Source organism: Sphingomonas aurea (assembly GCF_030678875.1).
Lineage (GTDB): Bacteria > Pseudomonadota > Alphaproteobacteria > Sphingomonadales > Sphingomonadaceae > Sphingomonas > Sphingomonas aurea.
In genome coordinates this window covers 212,477-236,653 of the sequence record NZ_JAUUDS010000004.1, presented here as the reverse complement: position 1 = coordinate 236,653, position 24,177 = coordinate 212,477, and the positions used below count along the sequence as shown (strand labels likewise).

Sequence of the window (24,177 nt, the reverse complement as noted above, 5' to 3'; positions counted from 1 at the left end):
GCATCGACAGGATCTCTCCGGCTCCGCCGTGGATGGTTTCTTCGTCCAGAGCCTCGCGCTGCTCGGCGATCTTCTCCACAGAGCGCTGCAGCAGTACGGGGTGACGCAGGATCGTTGCCGTATGGGATGTTGTCGACGATCGGCATGCTCGATTCCGATCCAGCCGTCTCGGCCTCACCTTCGCCAAAGCAATTAAGCTGGGTAGGGGCTAGGATTGCCCGTCAGCTTGCTGCCGGGCAGAATGCCGATCTCGCAAGCGACAGCTGAGTGCTTAGGTTTACCGCGCCTGACCTGGTTCCAGAGCGGCTGAGCGATGATGTGTTACTCCAGCTCCTTACGGACGATCCACTCCGCCTCGAGATTAAGGCGTGGCGCTGCGAGATGCGTCGGCGCTCGTTGAGCACTTCGCCCAAGTGCCGCGGTTGGAGCTATGACGAACGATGTAAAACTCGCTATTGAGGATGCCTTCACCCAGCGTCATGTCGCCTGGCAGCGTCGAGAGCTTCCAAACCGGGTATCGAATTCGTCCAGCTCGCGGACGTGCGGGGTGGGGATGCCGTTATGGTATTGGGGCCGCTGCGTGACCCGGACGAGCCGGACCGCGCATTGCGCGCGCATGTGCCGGTGATGGTAGGGCTGACCTCGCGCGGCGATAACCGCATCGTGTATGTCGCGCAGACGATCGCCGATCCGGCGGGCAGCGACGTGGCACCGTTAATTCATGTCGCCGGGGTGCTGATCGAGATTGGGACAAATCGGCCGGTTACCCCATGATTGAAGGTGCTACGGAGATTGCCTGCACTGGACGCGGGGGCTAAGATGGGGTCCCTCCGCGAACCTCGCGCCATTCCCCGGATCGTCAGCCGCCGATGTCCTTTTCCCAGCAGATCGGCGCGTTTCGGCACGACAATCCGGCTCCGCTCTATGTTCAGCTGCAGCAGCTGCTGCGCGACGCGATCCAGAAGCAGGTGCTGGCTCCCAGCGAGGCGATCCCGCCCGAACGCGATCTGGCGGCCGAGTACGACGTGTCGCGGATCACCGTGCGCAAGGCGATCGCCGGGCTGGTGGAGGAGGGGTTGCTGACCCGCCGCCGCGGCGCGGGCACGTTCGTGGCGACGCGGGTGGAGAAGGTGTTTTCGCGGCTGTCGTCCTTTTCGGAAGACATGCTGTCGCGCGGGCGCACTCCGTCCAGTCAGTGGATCAGCCGCACGTCGGGGTCGGTGACGCCGGAGGAGGCGATGGCGCTGGGCCTGTCGCCGGGCGCACCGGTATGGCGTTTCCAGCGCATCCGCTTTGCCGACGAGATCCCGATGGCGCTGGAGTTTTCGACGATCGAAGGGCGGTGCCTGGAGGGGATCGATGCGGTCGACGATTCACTCTACGCGGCGCTCGACCAGCTGGGCAACCGGCCGGTCCGCGCGCTGCAACGGCTGCGCGCGGTGCCGTTCAGCGGCGAACATGCGCGGATGCTGGGGGTCGATACCGGCCATGCCGGGCTGCTGATCGAACGCCGCGGCTTTCTGCGCGACGGACGGGTCGTGGAGTTCACCCAGTCTTTCTACCGCGGCGATGCCTATGACTTCGTCGCCGAGTTGAGCGATCCCTGAGGCCGCGCGCGCCGGTTTTGGCGACAATCGGTGCGGGTCTTTTCTTGTTTCGCGGACGCGAGAGCCGAGGACCGCAAGAACCTAGGCCGTCGCTCTGCTGAGCCCCATTTTCGCAGGGGAGTAGGGTAGTTGCGGCACCACGCCCGCGATGTCGATCCCTCCTACCGTCGGCGTGGCAGCGGGCATTCCTCGCGGACCGCGGCGACACGGTTGTCGGTCACGGTGACCGTCCGGTCGTAGCAGCCGGCGGCATCGTCCATGACCCTGGTCGTGGTGACGGTCGTGGCCTGGACCTTCGCGTCGCGTCGCCCGCTGGGTGGCACGACCATGTGGACGCGCGGTTCGACCAGCAGAGCGGTGGTGCGGCGATGGGTGCGGCCCGCTGCCGTGGTCGTCTCGACGCGGGTCAGGCCCTGGCGGAAGTGGGTGTCGCTGACCTGATCGGGGCCGACCGCATGGCTTTCGATCGCGACGAAGAGCGGGAAGCGTTCGGCGACCTGATGGCGCGTGATGCCATCGGGACCCCGGATCTCGCGGCGGGTATCGACCGCGCTGTCCTGGTCGATTTCGCCGCCGCCCGGCGCGCCGCGCTGGCGGTTGCGGAAGCGGAAGCGGTAGTCGACCGACGTCGTCACACGGCCGTGACTTGTATCGACATGACCGACGGCCCGCCCGTCGCGCGTCGCGGTGGTGAGCGTTTCGGCGAAGCGATCCGCAGCGGCGGGTGCCGGCGTGCCGGTCAGCGCGACACGTGCGCTCGCCAGCGTGTTCGCGTCGAGCGCGCCGCCCACCACCGCCCGACCTGCATCACGCCAGGCGAGCAGCGTACCCATGGCGAAGAAGTAGCGGGACGCACCGACGATACGGAGCGACACCGCATGGGGCTGGCCGTCATTGACCAGCGCGGCAAAGGGCGTGAGGTCGAGCCGGGTCGGCGGCAGGTCGAGCGCCTCGACCGCCGGGGTCAGCGACCACATGCGCGGGTTCACCCCGCCGGTGTAGATCCACGGATAGGCCGCGGCGATCCCGGCCAGCTTGCCGTCGATCAGCACTTCCGCTTCGCGGAACGGTGCACCGCAGCCGCGCTGTTGCGGATCGGCGGGCGGGGTGCCGGCCGGATCGGGCTGGCAGAGCCACCAGAACTCGTCCTCGGCCTGCGGCTGGGCAAGGACGTCGATCATCAGCCGCTCGACGTTGCGGGGAAAGGTGAGGGTGCGGGTCACGGCCGGCGTCTGCGCGTCGATCTTCGCGGGCGCCGTGGCCAGCGGCTCGATCCAGTCGGGGACGCGCGGGGCCGGGGTGGCGGCGTCGGCGGGGTAGAACAGCAGCCGTCCGCTCCAGAACAACCGGCCGGTGTAGCGGGCATCGACATAGTTGGTCAGCGTCGCCTCGCCCGGCTGCGGCGCGGCGAGCGTGGCGGCATAGTCGGTCACGTCGCGCTCGACATGCCAGCGCGGCGCAAGCGCCTGGCGCGGCTCCATCGTCGTGCCGGTAAACAGGTTGACTCCGGCGATGGTGACGAAGCCGGTGCGGTCATATTGCTCGCCCGCGGTGACGTGCAGGTCGCCCTCGAACACGATCTTCGCCCAGGGTCCGGGGCAGTCTGCGGGCGGGCGATAGGCGATCGGCACGCGTGCCTCTCCGGCGAACTCGCGCTCGGCGAACAGCTCGACGATGCAGGGCCGGGTGGCGGGCCGGGGCACGTCGAGGCCGGTCGGCACCACCGTCTCGCTGCCGATCGCGGGCGGGGCAGGGCGGGCGAGCGGCTCGGCGGGGGCGAGCGCGGCAAGGGCAAGGAGGATCATCATCAGCGGGGCCTGTCGAATGCGCCGATCCCCGCGATCGCCAGCCGTCGTGCCGGGGCGGCGACGTCGGCAAAGGTCAGGCGGAGATAGCGGATGGAACGGATGTCGGGAAAGTTCAGGCGCTGGGTGGACAGCGCATAGGCGATGTTGGCGAACTCGGCCGCGCCCGCCGCCTGCCACGTCCGCCCGTCGACGCTGGTTTCGGCGACATAGCCGCGTGGCGGCGCGGCGCCGGTCATGACCTGGCGCGAGGGGGTGAGGCTGAACCCCGCCACGGCCTGTACGGTGCCCAGGTCGATCGTGACGATGGCGGGGCGGCCCGGCGTTGGGGCGGGTAGCAGCCAGATGGTGGCGGCATCATTGTCGAGCAGTCGCTCGGCCCCGGGCGCGCTGGCGCTCACAATCCGCCAGCCGGCGGTCGACAGCACGCTGGGGTCGGACGAGACGATCGGGGCGACGGGGACCGGTGCCACCGCGCGGAACAGCGCGACCTCTCCGATCGCCGGGCAGACGGGCGCCTCCAGCACGACCAGCCGGACGCGCCGCGCGGAGACCGGGCGGTCGAGGCGGATGATCCGCTGCGCGCCGATGCCGGTCTTCGTCGCCAGTCGCCGCCAACGGCCGCCGACCTCCGCCTCCACCGCGAACCGGGTAACGCGGATGCCGAGCGGCAGATATTCGCGTACGCGGATCAGGTCGAAGCTGCGGCCGGGTGGCAGGTCGAGCGTCAGCGTCGGCGTCGTTATGCCGTCGGGCGTAGACCAATAGGTTTCGCGGTTCCCGTCCAGCACGCGCGCCGGATCGAATCCGGTCCCGCGCGTATGGCTGGCGCTCGCCACCGCGCCCTGCGCCAGATCGGTCGCGAAGCTGGCGCGGATCGCATCGCCGAAGCTCTTCAGAACGGCGACATCATGGTCCGGGATGCGCCCGCGCCGGTCGGGCGGGATGTTGAGGTTCATCGTCGTACCGCGTGCGACCGAGGTGTCGAAGAAGCGCACGAGGTTTTCGGGGCTGCGGACGCGCGAGTCCTCGTCCGAGTGATAGAACCAGCCGGGCCGGATCGACGTGTTCGTCTCCGCCGGCCACCACAGGGCGCCGCCACGCACGCCCGAATTGCCCTCTGCCTGGACGTAAGGGTGGTTGGGCATGGTCGGCCAGCAGGGATCGCCCGCCACCCCGTCCTCGTTGCCGACCCAGCGGATGTCCGCGCCCAGGGGGTCGAAGGTGCAGGCCATCGGCTGGTGCCGGTGGACCAGCGCGATCATCGATGGCCAGTCGTAATAGCGCGGCGCATCGATCCGCCGCGTCTCGCGCGCGCCGCCATAATAGCCGTCGCCGCCGTTCGCGCCATCGAACCAGAATTCGAACAGCTCACCATAGCCGGTGCAGAGTTCGACGATCTGGCGGCGGAAATAATCGATATAGCCCGCGCGGCCATATTCCGGGTGGTTGCGATCCCAGGGCGACAGGTAGAGGCCGAACGCCAGACCCGCCTTGCGGCACGCCGCCGCCATCTCGGCCACCAGATCGCCGCGGCCGCCCTTGTAGGGACTGTTGCGGATGCAGTGCTCGGTCAGGCGCGTCGGCCACAGGCAGAAGCCGTCATGATGCTTGGCGGTGAGGATCAGCCCCTTCAAGTTGCCCGCCTTCGCCGCCGCGACGATCTGGTCCGCCGAGAAGTCGCTGGGATCGAAGCGGCGCGGGTCCTCGTCGCCATAGCCCCATTCCTTGTCGGTGAAGGTGTTCATCGAGAAGTGGACGAAGGCATATTGCTCGCGCGCGTGCCAGCGCCACTGGCGCGGGGAGGGCGTGGCGCCGAAGGGTGCGGGCGCGCGCGGCGCGGCATGGGCAAGGCCGGAAACGAAGGGCGCGGCCAGCCCCGCGGCGATCAGCGAACGACGGCGAAGGATCATGCCGGCTTCCCGTTGGAAGGGGGGCGATCGGCGCGCGCGCGACCGAAGGCGGGGTTGGGTGCGGCGCCCATGCGGAACGACAGGGTGCCGCCGCGGATCAGCTCCGCGTGGGAAATCCAGCTGCGCGTCCATGGGCGACCGCGCCAGCGGACCGACTGGACATAGGGACGGTCGGGACCATTGCCCTGTGCCTCGACGACCAGCTTGCGACCATTGCCGACCTGGACCTCTGCCCGGTCGAACAGCGGGGCGCCGAACACATAGGCGGCCTCGACCGGATCCACCGGGTAGAAGCCCAGCGCCGACAGCACGAACCAGGCGCTCATCTGCCCGCAATCGTCATTGCCGATGATGCCGTCGGGCCGGGCATGGTACATCTCGGTCAGCAGGCGGCGGACCAGCGCCTGCGTCTTCCACGGCGCACCGACATAGGCGTAGAGATAGGCGGCGTGCTGGTCGGGTTCGTTGCCGTGCGCATATTGGCCGACCAGCCCGGCAATGTCGGGCGGCGCGTTGGCGGGCAGGGTCGAGGGGGCGGAGAAGAACGCGTCGAGCTTCGCCTCGAACGCGGCATCGCCGCCCATGTGAGCGATCAGGCCGTAGATGTCGTGCTGGTTGAGGAACGTCGCCTGCCAGCCATTCGCCTCGGTATAGTCGCGCCACCAGGGCTTGGGCATATGGCCGAGCTGGACGGGGTCGTAGGGCGTCCACCACGATCCGTCGGCGAAGCGCGGCCGGGCATGGCCGATGGCGGGATCGACGACGTTGCGCCAGTTGCCCGACCGCCTGCGCAGTCGCACCGCATCCGCATCGGCCCCCGCCGCACGGGCGAGGTGCGATGCGGCCCAGTCGTCATAGGCATATTCCTGTGTCCGGCTGACGCTTTCGAAGACGCGGTCGGCGGGAACATAGCCCTTCGCATCGTACAGGTCGCGACCCAGGCTGTTGTCCTTGTCGGGCGCAGCGAAGTCGAAGCTGCGCCGCGCGATCGCGGGCCAGGCGGCGGCATAGTCGGCCGCAATGCCCTTCGCCTGCGCCTCCGCCAGCGGGACGACGCCGTGCCAGCCGATCATCGTCCCGGTCTCGACCCCCTGCAGCGGCCAGACGAGCGGGCCATAGGGCGACTGCGCGGTCTGGCGGATCATGTCGTCGACCAGGCTCTTGACCCGTGCCGGCGCGATCAGTGTCAAGAGCGGGTGCACCGCGCGATAGGTATCCCACAGCGAATAGGTGCTGTAGGCCGCGCCCCCGGCAGGCACGCGCGATACCGCGCGGTCGAGCCCGACATAGCGGCCGTCCGTATCGGAGAAGAGGGTCGGCGCAAGCTGCGCGTGGTAGAGCGCGGACGCCATGATGGTACGCTGGTCGGGGGTGCCGCCGGTGACGCGGATCGCGTCGAGCGCGTCGGCCCATCGCCCCTGCGCGGCGCGGCGGACCCGGTCGAAGTCCCAGTGTCCGCCCTCTGCACGCAGGTTCGCCGCCGCGCCCACCACATCGACCGCAGAGATGCCGCAGCGCAGGACGATCGGCGCGCCAGCGGCCTCGTCGAAATGCAGCACCGCCTTGACCCGCCGGCCTGAGACGGTCTTGGCGCCGGCGGGCTGTTCGGCATCGCCGTCGCCGTAAAACACCACCCGCGACGGCTCCCGCGACAGCTGGAGCGCGAAGTGGATGCGCCGGCCCTTCGCCCAGCGATGGACGCGGCGCGCGCCGGTGATCGTGCCATCCTCGCCGATCGCCAGATGCGCCTCGTCGATCAGCGGCGCGGCGTCCGATTTGTCGAGGATCAGGTGGGACAAGTCGATCAGGATATGCGCCGGTCCCGGCGGAAAGCGGTACCGGTGCCAGCCGGTCCGCTCGGTCGCGGTCAGTTCGGCCCGCACGCCGCTTTCCAGCGCGACCCGGTAATAGCCGGGCTCGGCCACTTCGTCGCTATATCGCTGGCGATATCCGGCGTTGGGATCGGCGAGGGGCCCCGGCAGCAGCTTCACCGGCCCGCGTGTCGGCACCACCAGCACGTCGAGCATGTCGCCGATGCCGGTGCCCGACAGATGGGTGTGCGAGAATCCCATGATCGAGCCGTCGCCATGGTGATAGCCCGAGCAGGTGGCCCATCGCTCCACATCGGTATCGGGCGACAGCTGCACCATGCCGAACGGCAGGGTCGCGCCGGGATAGGTATGGCCGTCGCCGCCGGTGCCGACGAACAGGTCGGGTCGGGCGACCCCGCGCGTGGCGGCGGCGACGCGGCCGGGAACGAGCGCGAGCGCGGCGGTGCCGGCGAGCAGCTGGCGACGGTTCGGGGTCACAGCGGTGCCTTCAGCAGATGGGGGCGGGTCGCGGCGATACGGACGATCAGCTCGCCGAACAGGCCGTTGGCCCAGGCGAACCATTCGCGGGTGAACTTGGCCGCGTCGTCTCGGTCGAACGCCTCGTGGATGAAGCCGGTGCCGGCATGGGTCGCCTTCAGCATCCGCAGGCAGGCGAGGATCGTCGCATCGTCGCGCGCGGACAGCGCGCGGACGATCAGCGACATCGGCCAGATGGACCGCGGGCCGACATGCGGGCCGCCGATCCCCTCGCCGGCAGAGCCGCGGAAGAACCAGGGATTGGCGTCGCTCCATGCCGCCGCCGCGGTTCGCCGCCAGCGCGCATCCTCCGGAGCGACGCAGCCGAGATAGGCAAGCCCCGACAACGAGGGGACATTGGCGTCGTCCATGAAGACCGCATTGCCATAGCCGTCGACCTCATAGGCCCAGACCTCTTCGCCCGACGGCAGGCGCATCGTGCCGTGGCGGGCGAGTGCGGCGGCGACCTCGCCCGCCAGCGCGGCGGCGTCCTGCGCCAGTGCGATGTCGCCGCGCGTTTCCGTCGCCAGCACCGCCAGTTCGCGCAGCGTCGTGACGGCGAACAGGTTGGCAGGCACGAACAGCGGGTACAGGCAGGCATCGTCGGAGGGACGGAAGCCGGAGTGGATCAGCCCGACGGGGCGCGCCGGGTTACCGGTGCCCCACAGCAACGTCTCGGTCGGCTGGGGTGCCGAGCGGGTGAAGCGATAGGGGCTGGTGCCGTCCTTGCGCTGCTCGGTGCGGAACGTGCGGACGATGGCGCGCGCGCTCTCTGCCCAGGTGGCGTCGAACGGGGCGGGGTCGCGCGTCGCCTGCCAGTAGCCATGCGCCAGGCGGATCGCATAGCAGAGCGAATCCACCTCCCACTTCCGCTCGGCGACGCCGGGGCGCATCTCGGTCGCGTCCTTCAGCGCCCAGGACAGGTTCGTCCGCGCGTTCGGATCCTGCATGAAGGCGTTGGCATAAGGGTCGATCAGGATCGATCGCGCCTGGCGTGCGATCAGCCCGCGCAACAGCGTGCGCAACGCCGCGTCCTGGCGCGCAAGGTGCAGGTACGGCTTCATCTGCGCAGCGGAATCGCGCAGCCAGAGGCAGGGGATGTCGCCGGTGATGACGAAGGCATCGGGGGTCGGCCCCGCGGTGACCGACAGCACGGTGGTGTCGAGCGTGTTGGGGTAACAGTTGGCGAACAGCCAGCGCAGTTCCGGGTCGGCGATCCGCGTCGACACGCGTGCGATCTCGCGCTCCACCGCGGGCGAGGCGAAGCGGCGGTCGGCGGGGGCAGGACGCCGGCTGGCGAAGCTCGGTGCGGCGCGCAGCGGCAGCGCGACCGCCGCCGCCCCGGCGGCGAGCAGGGTGCGGCGTGCGATCATTTCGGCAGATCCAGCGCGGGCCCGGTGACGGCGAAGCGCGTCCAGGTGCCCGGCGCATCCCCCGGCTGGCCGCCGCCGATCCACAGGCGATAGCCGCCCGGCAGCACGCGCCGCACGCCGGCACGATCGACGCTGCTCATCGCACGCGGATCGATCGTGAAGCGCAGCGACTGCGTCTCTCCCGGGCGCAGCGTCACCCGCTGGAACCCGACAAGCTGGCGCTGGAGCACGGCGTCGGTCATTGTCCCGACCTGCCCGGCATCGGGGGGTAGCAGATAGGCTTGCACGACCTCGTCGCCGGCACGCTCGCCATCGTTGCGGACGGGAACGGTGATGCTCAGCGACTGGCCCGCCGCGATGCCCGCCGGTGCCGGAACCGCCGGGGCATAGGCGAAGCGGGTGTAGGACAGCCCCCGGCCGAAGCGCCAGGCAGGCGTCCCGGTGAAGTAGCGATAGGTGCGCTCCTTCATGCCGTAATCGACGAAGGCAGGCAGGTCCGCCGACGAGTGGTAGATGGTCACCGGCAGCCGCCCGGACGGGTTGACGTCGCCCGCCAGCACCCGCGCCAGCGCGGTGCCGCCCTCGACGCCCGGATACCAGAGTTGCAGGACCGCGGCCGGGGTGAGGTCGCCGAGCGACACCGCGCTGCCCGACGCGATCACGACGACCAGCGGCTTGTCCGTCGCGGCGAGCGCGGCGAGCAGGCGGCGCTGCGGCGCGGGCAGCGTCACCTCCGTCCGGTCGCCGCCTGCAAAGCCCGGCACAGCGACCTTCAGCGCCTCGCCCTCCAGATCGGGCGAGAGGCCGACGATCGCGACCACCACGTCGGATCGCGCGGCGGCGGCGAGCGCCTCGGCCTGCTGCACCGCCTCTGGTGCGATCCAGCGCAGCCGCAGCCCCTCGTCATCGCCCTTGTGGTCGAAGTCGAGGCGGATCGGCACCGGGCCGGCGGCGTCGATCTCGGTCTCCATCACGTCACCGATCGCGCCGTCGATCCGCTTCTCGCCGCCGATCCACAGCGTCACCCGGTCATGGGCGGAGCAGCGATGCCAGCAGGCGGGGCCGTCGATCGCCAGCCGGTAGCGGCCGGGGCCGGGCGGCACGAACTCTCCGGACCAGCTGGCGGTGAAGGGCGCGGCCTTGGTGACGTTGAGGTCGATCCGCCGGTCGATGCCGCGACGGACGATCTTGCCCGCCGCGTCGCGGACCTCGGCCGCCAATCCCGCCGCCGTACCGCTACGGAGCGCCGTTTCGGGTACGACGACCGGCGCGCCCTCCGCCAGCAGCGAACCCTGCGCGTAGGCGACCGTGCCGAAGCGTTGCCGCAACCCCTCCAGCGGGGTGACCGGGCGGATCGCCGTGCCGTGGTAATTGGCCTCGATCACCGACAGGTCGTCGGCATTCGCGCCGATCACCGCGATCCGCTTGCCCGCCAGCGGCAGCGTCGCCGCGCGGTTCTCGAGCAGGACGATCGCCTTCTCCGCCGCCTCCACCGCCAGCGCGCGATGTGCCGCGCTGCCGACCGCGCCGGCACGGATGCGGTCCCAGGGCGAGCGCGTGCCCGCGACGATGCCGAGTGCGCGGCGGGTCGCCAGCGCGCGCGCCAGGGCGGCGTCGACCACCGCCTCGTCCACCAGCCCCAGGCGCACCGCCTGTGGCAATGCGCGATAGGTCGAGCCGCAGTTGAGGTCCGTACCCCCCTTGATCGCCGCCGCCGCCGCATGGGCGGCATCGGGCTGGGCGAAGTGGAACAGGTAGATGTTGGCGACCGCGTCGCAGTCCGACACGGTCAGCCCGGCGAAACCCCAGTCGCCGCGCAGCCGATCGACCATCAGCGCACGATCGGCGCACACCGGCGTGCCGTGGATCGCGTTGTAGGCGCACATCAGCGACAGCGGCTTGCCCTCGGTCACCACGGTGCGGAAGGCGGGAAGGTAGGTGGCCTCCAGATCGTGCGGGCTGACGTTGACGGAGAAGCCGTCGCGCCCCGCCTCCGGCCCCGAATGGACCGCAAGGTGCTTGGGCGTCGCGATCGTCTTGGGATGGGCGGGGTCGGGGCCCTGCAACCCGCGGACGAAGGCGACGGCGAGCCGCCCGGTCAGGTACGGGTCTTCGCCATAGGTTTCCTGCCCGCGACCCCAGCGCGGGTCGCGGAAGATGTTGATGTTGGGGGACCAGATCGTCAGCCCCTCGAACAGGCCGGCGGCGTGGCCGCGCGGGCGGGCGTTCCACTTCGCGCGCGCCTCGGTCGCGACGACGTCGCCGATCCGCTCGACCAATGCGGTGTCCCACGTCGCGGCGAGGCCGATCGCCTGGGGAAAGACGGTGGCCTCGCCGTTGCGGGCGAGGCCGTGCAGCCCCTCGTTCCACCAGTCATAGGCGGGCAGGCCGAGCGCGGCATTCGCGGGCGCCTCGTTCTGGAGCTGTGCCGCCTTCTCCTCCAGCGTCTGCGCCGACAGCGGCGTGGCGGCGAGGATGGCGGTCAGGATGGCACGGCGCATCAGTTTGGCCCCAGCTGTCGAAGAGAGAGGGCCCGGCGCAGGCGGCCGGTGTCGACATCACCGTCGATCGTCACCGTCACGCTTTCGCCGGGCAGCAGGTCGAAGCCATTGTCGGACGGCGTCGCCGGCAGGGTGCCGAAGCCGACCGTCACCGCCCGCGCCAGGCGGGTCGCGGTGACCGTGAGCGCCCGACCGTTCCACGCGGTGCGCAGGGCGGCGGCTGGATAGGCCATGTCCTTCGGCTCGGCACGCTCGACGATCGCGCGCGACAGCGTGCGGCCCTCGACGACCAGTTCGGCCACCGCATAGCTGGTCCGCGGGTCCGCATCGGCGAACAGATCGGCATCGCTCAGCCGCGCGACGTCGAGCGCGGCGAGCGGCGGCACCGTCGCCTCCCCCTCGCGGCGGCCGAGTTCCCGGCCGTCCATCGCCATCGTCCGCACCGTCCAGCGCGCGGCCAGCGGTGTGGTACGGTCCGAGATCAGGGCGATCCGCGTCGTGCCCTCGCGCCGCTCGGCCAGGATCGCTTCGGGTGCGAAGAACCGACGGGCGGCATGGTGGAGCAGCTTGGGGCGGCCAAACCAGTCGATGCTCGACCAGCTGATCGCAGGCCAGGTGTCGTTTAGCTGCCAATAGAGCGACCCCAACGTCACCGGCCGGCACGCCCGGTGGTGCAGCGCGGCGGTGCGGATCGCATCGGCCTGCATCACCTGGCTGAGATATACCAGATCGGCGAAGTCGCGCGGCGTGCGATGATGCTGCGCGAGGTAGAAGAGGACGCGGTCGTTGCCCTCGCCGCCCAAAAATTTCTGATGCGCCTTCATCACCGGGCTGCTGGCCGACAGGCCGCGCGGATCGCCGGCGAACGCGGCGATCGTCGGCAGGCCCGGCATCGCCTGAAACCCATATTCGGACATGAAGCGCGGGCAGGCATCGGTGTAGCGGGCGATCGGCTTCGACCCCGACCACACATCCCAGAAATGGCGGTCGCCATCGGCATCGGTGTCGATCGGCCCTTCATAGTCGGTGGAGGGCGAGCCGGGCCAATAGGGCACGTCGCCGTCGCCGCGCGTCACCGCGTCGCGCAGCACCCGGTCGAACAGCACCGCCATGCCGGTGCCGATCCGCTCCTGCGCATCGGCGCCGACCGCGCGCTTGAACGCCTTGCGATCGGACCAATTCTCCCAGCCCGACTGCACTTCGTTATTCCCCGCCCACAGTACCAGCGAGGGATGTGCCTGCAGCCGCTCGACCTGCTCGGCAGCCTCCGCGGCGACGTTCTGGCGGAAGGCGGTGTCGGGCGGGGTGACGGCGCCACCGAACATGAAGTCCTGCCACACCATCAGCCCGAGTTCGTCGGCGATGTCGTAGAAAGCGTCGTCGGGATAATAGCCGCCGCCCCAGACCCGCACCGTGTTCATGTTCGCCGTCGCCGCCATCGTCAGGATGCGGCGTTGGTCGGCGGCGGTCACGCGGGCGGGGAAGTTGTCGAAGGGGATGACGTTGGCGCCCTTCATGAAGATCGGCGTGCCGTTGACCTTCACCCCGAAGCTGCCCCCTTCGCGGATCAGCTCGACCGTGCGTAGGCCGGTGCGGCGGGTGGCTTGGTCCTGCGCGCCGTCGTCGGTCGCGATCGTCGCGGCCAGCGTATAGAGCGGCTGCGCGCCATAGCCGATCGGCTGCCAGATCGCGGGCCGGGGGATCGCGAGCGGCACGGCGACGCGATTGCTGCCGGGCGTCAGTGCGACCTGGCGCTCCGCCGCGATCCGGGTGCCGTCCGGCGCGGTCGCTACCACGCGCACGCGCGCAGTGGTGGCGCGGCTGGCGGGGATGGACAGGTTGGCGCTGATCCGCGCCTCGGCCGGCGAAACCGCCTCCTGCGCGACGGTCAGCGCGTCGATCCGGGCGGTATTCCACGCCTCCAGCCGCACCGGTTTCCAGATGCCCTGCGCGACGATGCGCGGTCCCCAGTCCCAGCCGTAATGATATTTGGGCTTGCGGATATAGGGCGAGGTCTGCCGCCCCTTCGGCTCGTCGCCGAACGCCGAGTCATATTCGCCGGGCAGCGGATGCGGCTCGGCCAGCACCATCGGCTGCAAGGTGCGGATCGGCGAGGCGAAGGTGACGACCAGCTCGTTGATGCCGGGACGCAGCACCGCGCGCGCGTCGGCGCGCCAGCGGCGATGGGCATTGTCGGCGGCGAGCAGCAGGCGACCGTTGACCGTGACGCGCGCGAACGTGTCCAGCCCGTCGAACACCAGTTCCACCCGATCGCGACGCAGCGTCTCTGGCGTCACCGTCAGCGTCCGGCGATATTGCCAGCCGGTCAGCCCGGCCCATTGGATCGCCGCCTCGTTCAGCCCGACAAAGGGATCGGGCACAATATGTCGGGCGATCAGATCCTGCTGCACGGTGCCGGGCACGGTGGCGGCTAACCAGCGCGCGGCGCGGGGATGCGCGCGGGCCGCGGCAGTGTGGGCCGGGTCGATCCGCACCTGCCAGCCCCGATCGAGCGGCATCACGTCCGTCTGGGCGAGCGCGGGTGCGGGTGCGGCGAGGAGCAGCGCCGCTAATACGATCGCCGCCCGCACCCTCATCGGGCCGGCGCCAGCGCGACCTGCCCGACCGCGTAGAGCGGACCGGTGACCGGCGCGGTGAAGGTCATGCACAGGTCGCCGTCCGCGGTGCCGCGCGGCAATCTGCCCGACACCTCGAACCGGTTGGGTGCGGTGGCGGGATCGGGCAGGGGGAAGGTGCCGACCGGCGTCCCCTCGCACCCGCCCGCGCGCACGACCAGCTCGCCGTAACGGGTCGCGGCGTAATAGCTTTTCAGCTTCTTGAAATCGTGCGCGATGCCGAAATTGCGCGGCAGTCTCGCGACCGCGATCGTATAGCCGTCCGCCACCGACAGCGGCGCCTGTCGCCAAGTCATGCAATCGTCGAAGATGTTGCTGCTATAGGCCGGGGCGGCCTCGACCTGGTCGGGGGTCAGTGGCAGGCGCAGCTCGATGCCGCCGCGGCAGGCCTGAAGCGTGACCGAATCGGTCGTCAGCAGCGCCGGGACAGTGGCGGCATAGCTGCGCGGTTTCGCCAGCGGCTGGCCGTCCGCCCCGAACGGGGTCGCCTGCACGGTCGTGCCGAGCGGCAGGTCGAGCGGCGCGGCATAGGTCGGCGAACTGGTCGTCGGCGCCGTGCCGTCGAGCGTGTAGCGGATCGTGCCGTGTCCGGTCTGGTTGGCCAGCGCGACGCGGGCGCGCTTCGCCGTCACCGCATCGCTGCGCGTCCCCTGCAGCGTATAGGCGACCGCGAACGCGGTATCCGCCGCGGGCACTCCCTCGCGCCGCCAGCGCGCGGCCTGCGGTTCCAGCCGGTCGAGGAACCGGTCGAAATCGCGCCGCTCGCCGGGCGACCACACCCCCTCGGCAAAGGCGGCGAGGCGGGGGAAGGTGGCGTACCAGGCCCGTTCGGGCGTCGTCAGATATTCGGACCAGGCGTTCATCTGCGCGCCGAGCACATGGTCGCGGTCCGCCGGTGCGATCGCGGCGGGCATCGCGTCATAGTCATAGACGCGCGCCAGCGTCATCGGCGGGTTGGCCGGGCGCATCGGCGGCTCGTCGGGCAACCACGACTGGAGGTTGTCGAGATAGAGGATCGGTGCCGGCGACAGCACGACGTCATGCCCCTCGCGCGCCGCCTCGATCGCGCCCTTTTCGCCCTGCCACGACATGACGACTGCGGATTGGGGCAGGCCGCCGCCCTCCAATATCTCGTCCCACCCGATCAGCCGGCGCCCGCGTGCGCGCAGATAGGCGTCGAACTCGCGGATCAGCGCCGATTGCAGCGCATTCTCGGTCGCGATCCCGCGTTCGCGCATCAGCGCCTGGACACGTGGCGACCGCTGCCACTGGTCCTTGATCGCCTCGTCGCCGCCCAGGTGGATGTAGCGGCCGGGAAAGATCGAGAGCAGCTCGTCGATCACGTCCTTGACGAAGGCGACGCCCTTGGGCCCCGGATCGAGCAGGTACGGATTGACCCCCCAATCGCCCGACACCACCGGGCGATCCCCGAAGACGCCGAGTTCGGGATAGCTCGCGACGATCGCCTGGGCATGGCCGGGCAGGTCGATTTCCGGCACGATCGTGATCGCGCGCTCCGCGGCATAGGCGACGAGGTCGCGCAACTCCGCCTGCGTGTAGAACCCGCCATAGGGTTGCGCGGGGGGCGGGCCGCCACCGGTCAGCGGCGTGCGCCACGCGCCGATCCGCGTCAGCTCGGGATATTTGCGGATCTCGACGCGCCAGCCATGGTCGTCGGACAGATGGAGGTGGAGCGTGTTGAGCTTCAGCGCCGCCATCTGATCGATCGTCGTCTTCAGCGCGGCGATCGGCTGGAAATGGCGCGCGACGTCGGCCATGTAGCCGCGCCAGCGAAAGCGCGGCGCATCGGCGATCGCCAGCGCCGGAACCGCGACCGGCCGGCCAAAGGCTGCGTCGGGGGCGAGCAGCTGCGCCAGCGTCATCGCGCCATGGACCAGCCCCGCATCGGTCGAGGCGGCGATACGGATGCCGCGCGGGGTGACCGTCAGCCGATACGCCTCGTCCCCGCGCACCGACCGGTCCCGCTCGATCCGGATCGCGCCGCCCGCGGCCCTGACCAGTGCGATGCCGCGCGTTACCTGCACCCGCTCGATCAGCAGCCGCGCCGCGGTGGCGGCGCCCCGCGTGCGGGCGTCGACCGTCGTGCCGGCGGTAACGGTGAAGCTGCCACTGCCCGACTCGATCGAAGCGGGCATCGGGATCAATGGCAGTGCGACCGGCCCGTGCTGCGCCACCGCCTGGCCGGCGACGGTCGCGGACACCAGAAGCGCCAGCCCTGCGATGCGCGCACCACGCCTGTCCATCAAATGATCCTCTCCGCACTTCGGTATCATATTGGTATGTTGACGACCGCCGGGTTGCACGTCCAGCGCTTTTCTCCGCAGACTGCATGCACGTAAAGGAACCGCAAATGTCGCACGAGGCCGTTCTGCTGGAAATCTGCGTCGAGGACGTGGGCGGGATCGACGCGGCGCGCCTCGGCGGCGCGGATCGCATCGAGCTGTGCAGCGCCCTGGCGATCGGCGGGCTCACGCCATCGGCGGCACTCGTCGACCATGCCGTCGCGTCCGGCCTGCCGGTCCACGCCATGGTCCGGCCGCGGCAGGGCGACTTCGTGTATGACGCCGCGACGCTCGACCTGATGGTCGCGGAGATCGGCCATCTGCGCGCGATGGGGGTGGCTGGCGTCGTCGTGGGGGCGACCCATGCCGATGGCGCGCCGGATCGCGATGCGCTCGCGCGTCTGCGCGATGCCGCGCACGGGTTGCGGATCGTCCTTCATCGCGCGATCGACCTGGCGCCCGACCCGATTGCCGCGGTCACGGTCGCCGTGCGGCTCGGCTATGATGCGGTACTGAGTTCCGGCGGCGCCGCCAGCGCACCCGCCGGCGCCGCTACGCTGGCGGCGATGGTGGCGGAGGCGCGCGGGCGGATCGAGATGATCGCGGGTGCCGGGGTTCGCCCCGACACCGTCGCCGCGCTGATCCGCGACACCGGCGTCGGGACGGTCCACGCATCGGCCGCCGCGACGCGGGACTGGGGCGATGCGCGGATCGCCGCTTTCGGCTTCGCCGCAGGGCCGTCGCGGTCGACCGATGCGGCGGCGGTGCGTGCGCTGGCCGGTGCGATCGCATCACGCCATGGATAATGCCAAACAGGGACCATTGCGGGACTGGTCTGGTATGGCTATCGTCCGCCGCAATGGGGAAGGGGAAGAGGATGTCCGCAGGGCTCGACAGGCGCCCGGCCATCGGGGGCGCGTCATGACGACGCTGATGGCGCGCGAGGCGGCCGAGACGCCTGCCGCGATCGCCGCGATGCTGCGCGACAATGCCGACCGCGTCGCGGCGCTGGGCAACCGCCTGCGCACCGTCCCGCCGCCGGTCGTCATCACCTGTGCGCGCGGATCGTCCGATCACGCCGCGACCTATGGCAAATATCTGCTGGAGACGCTGACCGGGGTGCCGGTCGCCTCTGCCGCGCCGTCGGTTTCGTCACTCTACGGCACGACGCCGGCGGTGGCCGGTGCGCTGCTGATCGCCGTATCGCAGAGCGGACGTAGCCCCGACCTGCTGGCGACGGTGGGCGCGCACAAGGCGGCGGGCGCGCATGTCGTCGCGCTGGTCAATGACGAGGACTCGCCGCTCGCGGGACTGGCGGACACGCTGCTGCCGCTGCGCGCCGGGCCGGAGCGGGCGGTCGCGGCGACCAAGTCGTGCCTCACCTCGCTCGCCGGGTTTGCCGCGATTGCCGCGGCGTGGAGCGGCGACGCCGCGCTGACCGCGGCGCTGCCCGGCCTGTCCAACGCCGTGGCCGATGCGCTGGAGGCGGACTGGTCGGGCGCGGTCGCGCCGCTGGTCGATGCCGGCGGCATGTTCGTGCTGGCGCGCGGATATGGACTGGGGATCGCGCAGGAAGCGGCGCTGAAGCTGAAGGAGACCTCCTCGATCCAGGCGGAGGCGTTCAGCGCCGCCGAGGTGCGGCACGGGCCGATGCGGATCGTCGAGCCGGGTTTTCCGGTGCTGGGCTTTGCCACATCGGACGCGGCGGGTGACGATGTCGCCGCCATTGCCGCGGAGCTGGCCGCGCGCGGCGCGCGGGTGCTGGTCGCCGGTTCCGGCCGCGACCTGCCGGTGCGTGCCGGCCATCCGGCGCTGGAGCCGGTGGCGATGCTGGCGAGTTTCTATGGCCTGGCCGAGCAGCTGGCCCGCGCCCGCGGATGCGATCCGGACCGCCCCCCGCATCTGGCCAAGGTCACGGAGACGCTATGACGCTGTACCGCTTCACGGGCGGCCATGTCGCCACCGGCGCCGGCGTGCTGGCCGATGCCGAGATAGAGGTCCGTGACGGCCGGATCGCGGCGATCGGCCCGTTGCACGACGCGCAGGGGACGATCGACCTCGACGGTGGCTGGGTGCTGCCGGGGTTCGTCGACACGCAGGTGAACGGCGGCGGCGGCGTGCTGTTCAACGACGATACCAGCGTCGACGCCATCGCCGCGATCGGCGCGGCCCATGCCCGGTACGGGACGACGACGTTCCTGCCGACGCTTATCAGCGACACGCCGGATCGGATCGCCGCGGCCCTCGATGCGGTCGACGCGGCGATCGAGGCGGGGGTGCCGGGGGTCGTCGGCGCACATATCGAGGGGCCGGTCCTCAACCCGCTGCGCAAGGGCATCCACGATGCCGCGCTATTCCGGCCGCTCGACGATACGCTGCTGGCGATCCTCACCCGGCCGCGGCGCGGGCGCGTGATGGTGACGCTTGCACCCGAGAAAGCGGGGCTGCCGGGCATCCGCGCGCTGGTCGAGGCCGGAGTGATCGTCAGCGCGGGGCATAGCGAGGCCGATTACGACACGATGCTCGCCGCGCTCGATGCGGGGATGACCGGCGTCACCCATCTGTTCAACGCGATGCCGCCGCTGATCCAGCGCGCGCCGGGGGTGGTCGGCGCGGCGCTGGACGATACCCGGCCATGGTGCGGGCTGATCGTCGACGACGTGCATGTCGCGCGCCCGGTGCTGCGTGCGGCGATGCGTTGCCGCCCGTTCGACCGGATGATGCTGGTGACCGACGCGATGCCATCGGTGGGCGCAGGAGGGGCGGACTTCATGCTGCAGGGGCGGCGCATCCATGTGGCGGACGGGCGGTGCAGCCATGCCGACGGCACGCTGGCCGGATCCGACCTCGACATGGCGAGCGCGCTGCGCAACAGCGTTGCGACGTTCGGCATCACACCCGACCGCGCGGCAATGCTGGCAGCGACCCATCCGGCGGCGTTTCTGGGGCTGGCGGAGGAGCGTGGGCGGCTGGCGCCGGGCCTGCGAGCGGACTGGGTGCAACTCGACGCCGATCTTCACTTGGTCGAGACGCATGTAGCGCGCGCGGTTGATCCGGCATGAGGCCGATGCGGCACGAGCAGTTGGCCCCCGGGACCGCGGCACGGCCTGCCGCCCGTCAAGGCTTCAAGGCCGGCGTTGTGCGGAAGGCCGCACAGGGTGGCACGATCAGCTTCGCAAGGATCGGCGGACGCGGCGGATTGCGGATCGTCAGCCCGCAGGTCGGCCGCAAGCCTGGCGAGGCGCCCGGACCGACAGCGGTGCCGCTGTTCGTGGGCGGCGCAGGCGACATCGTCCTGATCGCCGAGACGGACCCTGCCACCGACAGCGGCACTATCGGTCGCGCGACGATGACCGGGCGATGAGCGGCGGGGCGATCGTCCTCGCGCCGCTCGCCGGCGTGGTCCGGCCGCTGGCGCAGGTGCCCGATGCGGTGTTCGCGAGCGGAATGATGGGGCCGGGGCTGGCGATCGACCCGACCGGCGACACGCTGCACGCGCCGATCGACGGCCTGGTCGCCTCGATCCACGCCGCGCGCCATGCCCTGACGATCGAGGCCGTGAACGGCGCCAAGCTGCTGCTGCACCTTGGTATCGACACGGTGGCGCTGGGCGGGGCGGGCATCCAGCTGCTGGTGGCGGAGGGCATGCGGGTGACGGCGGGCACGCCGCTGCTGCGCTTCGACCTCGACCGGCTGGTGCGCGAGGCGACGGCAATCGTCACCCCGGTCATCGCGACCGGCAACGGCAACCGGATCGAGGCGCTGGCCACCGGCATGGTGACGGTCGGTATGCCGCTGTTCCGGCTGGTGCAGGGCGATGACGCGCCTGTGGTCGAGACAGCGGATGGCGAGGGATCGTCGCGCAGGGTGGCCGTCCGCCTGCCGCATGGCATCCATGCCCGGCCCGCCGCGACGATCGGTGCGGCGGCGCGGACGGCGGGCGCCGCCGTCACGCTGATCCATGGCGACCGCCGCGCCCCCGCGAACAGCGTCACCGCGCTGCTGGGGCTGGGTGCAGCGTGCGGATCGGTGGTGACGATCGAGGCGAAGGGCGAGCGCGCCGTCGAGGCGATCGAGGCGATCGCCGCGGTGCTGCAGGATGCGACGCCGGAGACGGCGGCAGCGCCGCCGCCTCTCATCATCACCGGCGGAAGTCCGGGCGAACCGGGGATCGCCGCCGCGCCGGGCGTGGCCATCGGCCCCTCCATTTGCTGGCAAAGACCCGTAGCGCAGCCGATCGAAGCCACCGGTGAACCCGCCTTCGAGGCGCGGCGGCTGGCCGACGCCCTGGATGCCGTGCGCGCGACGCTGGCCGCCGGTGCCGCCGCGGATGGTGCACGGGGGGCGGTGATCGCCGCACATGGCGCCATGCTCGACGATCCCGTGCTGCTCGACGCCGCGCAGGCCAGCATCGCCGCGGGGCGGAGCGCGTCCGTCGCCTATACGGTCGCGATCGCGGAGCAGGCGGCATTGCTGACGGGCAGCGGCGACGCTCGGATCGCGGGGCGGGTCGACGATCTGCGCGATCTGGAGGCGCGTGTTCTGGCGGCGCTGGCAGGCGGCGGTCCGGCCGCGCCTTCCGATGTGCGCGGCGCAATCGTCATCGCCGACGAGCTGTTGCCGTCGGACGTGCTGGCGCTCGCCGATGCGGGCGCGGCGGGCTTTGCACTGGCGGGTGGTGGTCCCACCTCGCACGCCGCGATCCTGGCAGCGGGAGCGGGGGTGCCGATGCTGGTGGCACTGGGCACGACCCTGGCGGGCGTGACGGACGGGACGATGCTGATCCTGGACGCCGACCACGGCCGGGTCGAGGTCGATCCGCCGGCCGATCGCCTTACCGAAGTCGAGGCGGAAGACGCACGGCGGCGGGCGGAGGCGCAGCGCAGCGCCGACGGCCCGTGCCGGACCGTCGACGGTGCCCGGATCGAATTGTTCGCCAACCTCGGGTCGCGCGCGGACGCGGAGGCGGCGGTCGCGGCGGGGGCGGAGGGGTGCGGGCTGCTGCGCACCGAATTCCTATTTCTCGACCGGGCGACGCCGCCCGACGAGGCCGAACAGCGCGCCGCCTACACGGCGATCGCCGGTGTGCTGGGTGATCGGCCGCTGGTGTTGCGGCTGCTCGACGTCGGCGGGGATAAGCCGGCGCCGTATCTGAACCTGCCGGCCGAGGATAATCCGGCGCTGGGCGTCCGCGGCGTGCGGGTTTCGCTGGCAGACCCGGCGCTGCTCGACACGCAGCTGGCCGCCGCGATCGCCACCGGTTGCCGGATCATGGTGCCGATGGTCGCCAGCGTCGGCGAACTGGACATGGTGATCGCCCGGGCCGAGGCGCTGGGCGGCGCGGCGGCGTCGATCGGGGTGATGGTGGAGACGCCGGCGGCGGCGATGACCGCGGACCTGCTGGCGTCGCGCGCGGCGTTCCTGTCGATCGGCACCAACGACCTGACCCAATATGCGCTGGCGATGGACCGCGGCAATCCGGCCGTGGCCGGCGGGATCGACGGGCTGCATCCCGCGGTGCTGCGGCTGATCGCGCAGACCTGCGCGGGCGCCGCGCGCCACGCACGGCCGGTCGGCGTGTGCGGCGGGCTGGCCGCGGACGTGCTGGCGGTGCCGATCCTGCTCGGCCTGGGCGTCACCGAGCTGTCGGTGCCGCCGTCGCGGCTGGCGGCGATCCGGGCGGTCGTCCGGCGGCTCGACCTGCGAACGGCGCGCGACCATGCGCGCGCCATGCTCGACCAGCCCTCGGCCGCGGCGGTCCGCGCTGCCGCTGCGTGCTTTGCGGGGGAGATGCGATGAGCGGGCGAGTGTTGCCCTTCTTCCAGGCGCTGGGGCGCGCACTGATGCTGCCGATCGCGGTGCTGCCGGTGGCGGGTATGCTGCTGCGGCTGGGCCAGCCCGACCTGCTCGACATCGGCTTCGTCAGCGCCGCGGGCGCGGCGGTGTTCGACAATCTGGGGCTGCTGTTCGCGGTGGGCGTCGCCACCGGCTTCGCACGCGACGGCAATGGCGCGGCCTGCCTGGCCGGGCTGGTCTGTTATCTGGTTTCCACGCGCGGGGCCGAGGCACTGATCGTGCTGCCCCCCGCCGGTCCGGACCTGGCGGAGGATGTCCGCAAGGCCGTTGAGGCGGCGGCGCGAACCGCGGCGATCCACCGGTTCGACGTGCCGCTCGGCATCGCCGCGGGGCTGATCGGGGGATCCTTCTACAACCGTTTCGCCACCTTGCGCCTGCCCGACTATCTCGCCTTTTTCGGCGGGCGGCGGTTCGTGCCGATCGCCAGCGGCTTCGCGGGCCTGGGCATCGCCGCGGCGCTGGGCCTGAGCTATGCGCCGCTGAACGAGGGCGTAGACGCGCTGAGCCAGACGGTGACAGGCGCGGGTGGCTGGGGCCTATTCCTGTTCGGCATGCTCAACCGGCTGCTGATCGTAACCGGCCTGCACCACATCCTGAACAACGTCGCCTATTTCATCGTCGGCGATTATCACGGCACGACCGGCGACCTGCGCCGCTTCTTCGCGGGCGATCCGACCGCGGGCGGTTTCATGTCAGGCTTCTTCCCGATCATGATGTTCGGCCTGCCCGCCGCGTGCCTGGCAATGTATCACGAGGCGCTGCCCGAACGGCGCAAGGCGACGGGTGGGCTGCTGCTCAGCCTGGCGCTCACCTCGTTCCTGACCGGCGTGACCGAGCCGATCGAGTTCTCGTTCATGTTCCTGGCGCCGCTGCTCTACGCGATCCATGCGGTGCTGACCGGGCTGGCCGAGGCTATCATGAACGCTCTGGGGGTGCGGCTGGGCTACGGCTTCTCGGCGGGCCTGTTCGACTATGTGCTGAACTACGGCAAGGCGACCCGGCCGCTGCTGCTGCTGCCGGTCGGAGCGGGGTATGCGCTGGTCTATTACGCGGTGTTCCGGTTCGCGATCCGGCGCTGGTCGCTGCCGACGCCCGGTCGCGAAGCCGAGAGCCCCGTCACCGCCGGTCCGCAGGTCGAGGGCCCGCGCGCCGCCGCCTATGTCGCGGCTCTGGGCGGAGCGGCCAATCTGGTCGAGGTCGGCGCCTGCACCACCCGGCTGCGCCTCGTGGTGCACGATCCGTCGGCGATCGACGACGCGGCGCTGAAGCGGCTGGGCGCGCGGGGCGTGCTGCGCCCCTCTGCCAATGTCGTGCAGGTCGTTCTTGGCCCGGTCGCGGACATGGTCGCGCTGGAGATGCGGACCGTGCTGGAGGTTGCGGCGGGGGACGTGGCGATCTCGCACCCGCTATCTGCGGAGCCGCAGTGCCAACCGCTTCCCGATGCGATCGGGCGGGCCCTGGGTGGCGAGCGCAACGTCGCGGAGGCATCGCGCCATCCCGGTCGCTGGCGAATCCGCCTGATCGACCCGGCGTCGGTCGATGAAGATGCATTGCAGGGGGCGGGGATACTGGCGGTCGCGCGCCCCTCGCCCAACGTGGTGCATCTGCTGTTCGACACGACCGAAACCACGGTGTGACACGGATGCAACCATAAAGCAAAATTGGCGATCTATTGGTATTGTATCGGCCTGCAAACCATGTCACCTTTTCATGGTCGAGGGATGATCCGGCGCGAAGCCGCGAACGCCTGCGACGGAGATCATACGGGCGAACCGCCCATGCCGACGGGATGGCCAACAGCATCCGCGGCAGCGGCGACGCACGACAAGGGATCG

Annotated in this window: 16 protein-coding genes; 8 read left to right on the top strand and 8 right to left on the bottom strand. The window is 70.8% G+C overall.

What is annotated here, in order from left to right; genetic code table 11:
• On the bottom strand, positions 1-187 hold a 187-nt coding region (locus Q5H91_RS10560), incomplete at its 3' end, for a hypothetical protein (RefSeq protein WP_305173364.1).
• Between the two features lie 374 nt (positions 188-561).
• Here Q5H91_RS10560 and Q5H91_RS10555 point away from each other — a divergent pair.
• Positions 562-774: a hypothetical protein gene (locus tag Q5H91_RS10555; RefSeq protein WP_305173363.1), complete on the top strand. Its 213-nt coding sequence runs from the start codon at positions 562-564 to the stop codon at positions 772-774.
• A 95-nt stretch (positions 775-869) separates the two neighbouring features.
• Positions 870-1,607 carry a GntR family transcriptional regulator gene (locus tag Q5H91_RS10550; protein ID WP_305173362.1) on the top strand — a complete coding sequence of 246 codons (738 nt, stop codon included), beginning with the start codon at positions 870-872 and terminating at the stop codon, positions 1,605-1,607.
• A 161-nt stretch (positions 1,608-1,768) separates the two neighbouring features.
• Here Q5H91_RS10550 and Q5H91_RS10545 read toward each other — a convergent pair whose 3' ends face one another.
• The 7 genes from Q5H91_RS10545 to Q5H91_RS10515 are packed head-to-tail and all read right to left on the bottom strand — an operon-like array spanning position 1,769 to position 16,447.
• On the bottom strand, positions 1,769-3,415 hold the full coding sequence (locus Q5H91_RS10545; RefSeq protein WP_305173361.1) for a peptide-N4-asparagine amidase: 1,647 nt from the start codon (positions 3,413-3,415) through the stop codon (positions 1,769-1,771).
• The gene (locus Q5H91_RS10540; protein WP_305173360.1) at positions 3,415-5,325 is read right to left on the bottom strand and encodes an alpha-L-fucosidase; all 1,911 of its coding nucleotides are present in this window, start codon (positions 5,323-5,325) and stop codon (positions 3,415-3,417) included. Before Q5H91_RS10540 ends, Q5H91_RS10545 begins: the two co-directional genes overlap by 1 nt.
• On the bottom strand, positions 5,322-7,634 hold the full coding sequence (locus Q5H91_RS10535) for a GH92 family glycosyl hydrolase (RefSeq protein WP_305173359.1): 2,313 nt from the start codon (positions 7,632-7,634) through the stop codon (positions 5,322-5,324). Before Q5H91_RS10535 ends, Q5H91_RS10540 begins: the two co-directional genes overlap by 4 nt.
• Positions 7,631-9,046, bottom strand: coding sequence for a glycoside hydrolase family 125 protein (locus Q5H91_RS10530; RefSeq protein ID WP_305173358.1), 1,416 nt, complete (start codon positions 9,044-9,046; stop codon positions 7,631-7,633). Before Q5H91_RS10530 ends, Q5H91_RS10535 begins: the two co-directional genes overlap by 4 nt.
• The gene (locus Q5H91_RS10525) at positions 9,043-11,547 is read right to left on the bottom strand and encodes a glycoside hydrolase family 3 C-terminal domain-containing protein (RefSeq protein ID WP_305173357.1); all 2,505 of its coding nucleotides are present in this window, start codon (positions 11,545-11,547) and stop codon (positions 9,043-9,045) included. The genes Q5H91_RS10530 and Q5H91_RS10525 overlap by 4 nt, the downstream gene beginning before the upstream one ends.
• Positions 11,547-14,144 carry a beta-mannosidase gene (locus Q5H91_RS10520; RefSeq protein WP_305173356.1) on the bottom strand — a complete coding sequence of 866 codons (2,598 nt, stop codon included), beginning with the start codon at positions 14,142-14,144 and terminating at the stop codon, positions 11,547-11,549. Before Q5H91_RS10520 ends, Q5H91_RS10525 begins: the two co-directional genes overlap by 1 nt.
• Entirely contained in the window at positions 14,141-16,447 is a 2,307-nt protein-coding gene (locus tag Q5H91_RS10515) for a beta-N-acetylhexosaminidase (RefSeq protein WP_305173355.1), read from the bottom strand. Before Q5H91_RS10515 ends, Q5H91_RS10520 begins: the two co-directional genes overlap by 4 nt.
• 107 nt (positions 16,448-16,554) lie before the next feature.
• Here Q5H91_RS10515 and Q5H91_RS10510 point away from each other — a divergent pair, with 107 nt between their 5' ends.
• From Q5H91_RS10510 to nagE, 6 genes are all read left to right on the top strand, one after another.
• On the top strand, positions 16,555-17,292 hold the full coding sequence (locus Q5H91_RS10510) for a copper homeostasis protein CutC (protein WP_305173354.1): 738 nt from the start codon (positions 16,555-16,557) through the stop codon (positions 17,290-17,292).
• 115 nt (positions 17,293-17,407) lie between these two features.
• A complete protein-coding gene (locus Q5H91_RS10505; RefSeq protein ID WP_305173353.1) occupies positions 17,408-18,415 on the top strand; it encodes an SIS domain-containing protein in 1,008 nt (335 codons plus the stop codon).
• Entirely contained in the window at positions 18,412-19,548 is a 1,137-nt protein-coding gene (gene nagA, locus Q5H91_RS10500) for an N-acetylglucosamine-6-phosphate deacetylase (protein ID WP_305173352.1), read from the top strand. Before Q5H91_RS10505 ends, nagA begins: the two co-directional genes overlap by 4 nt.
• A gap of 77 nt (positions 19,549-19,625) precedes the next feature.
• Positions 19,626-19,850: a hypothetical protein gene (locus tag Q5H91_RS10495; protein WP_305173351.1), complete on the top strand. Its 225-nt coding sequence runs from the start codon at positions 19,626-19,628 to the stop codon at positions 19,848-19,850.
• The gene (gene ptsP, locus Q5H91_RS10490) at positions 19,847-22,285 is read left to right on the top strand and encodes a phosphoenolpyruvate--protein phosphotransferase (protein ID WP_305173350.1); all 2,439 of its coding nucleotides are present in this window, start codon (positions 19,847-19,849) and stop codon (positions 22,283-22,285) included. Before Q5H91_RS10495 ends, ptsP begins: the two co-directional genes overlap by 4 nt.
• Entirely contained in the window at positions 22,282-23,979 is a 1,698-nt protein-coding gene (gene nagE / locus Q5H91_RS10485; RefSeq protein WP_305173349.1) for an N-acetylglucosamine-specific PTS transporter subunit IIBC, read from the top strand. Before ptsP ends, nagE begins: the two co-directional genes overlap by 4 nt.
• Positions 23,980-24,177: the final 198 nt, after the last annotated feature.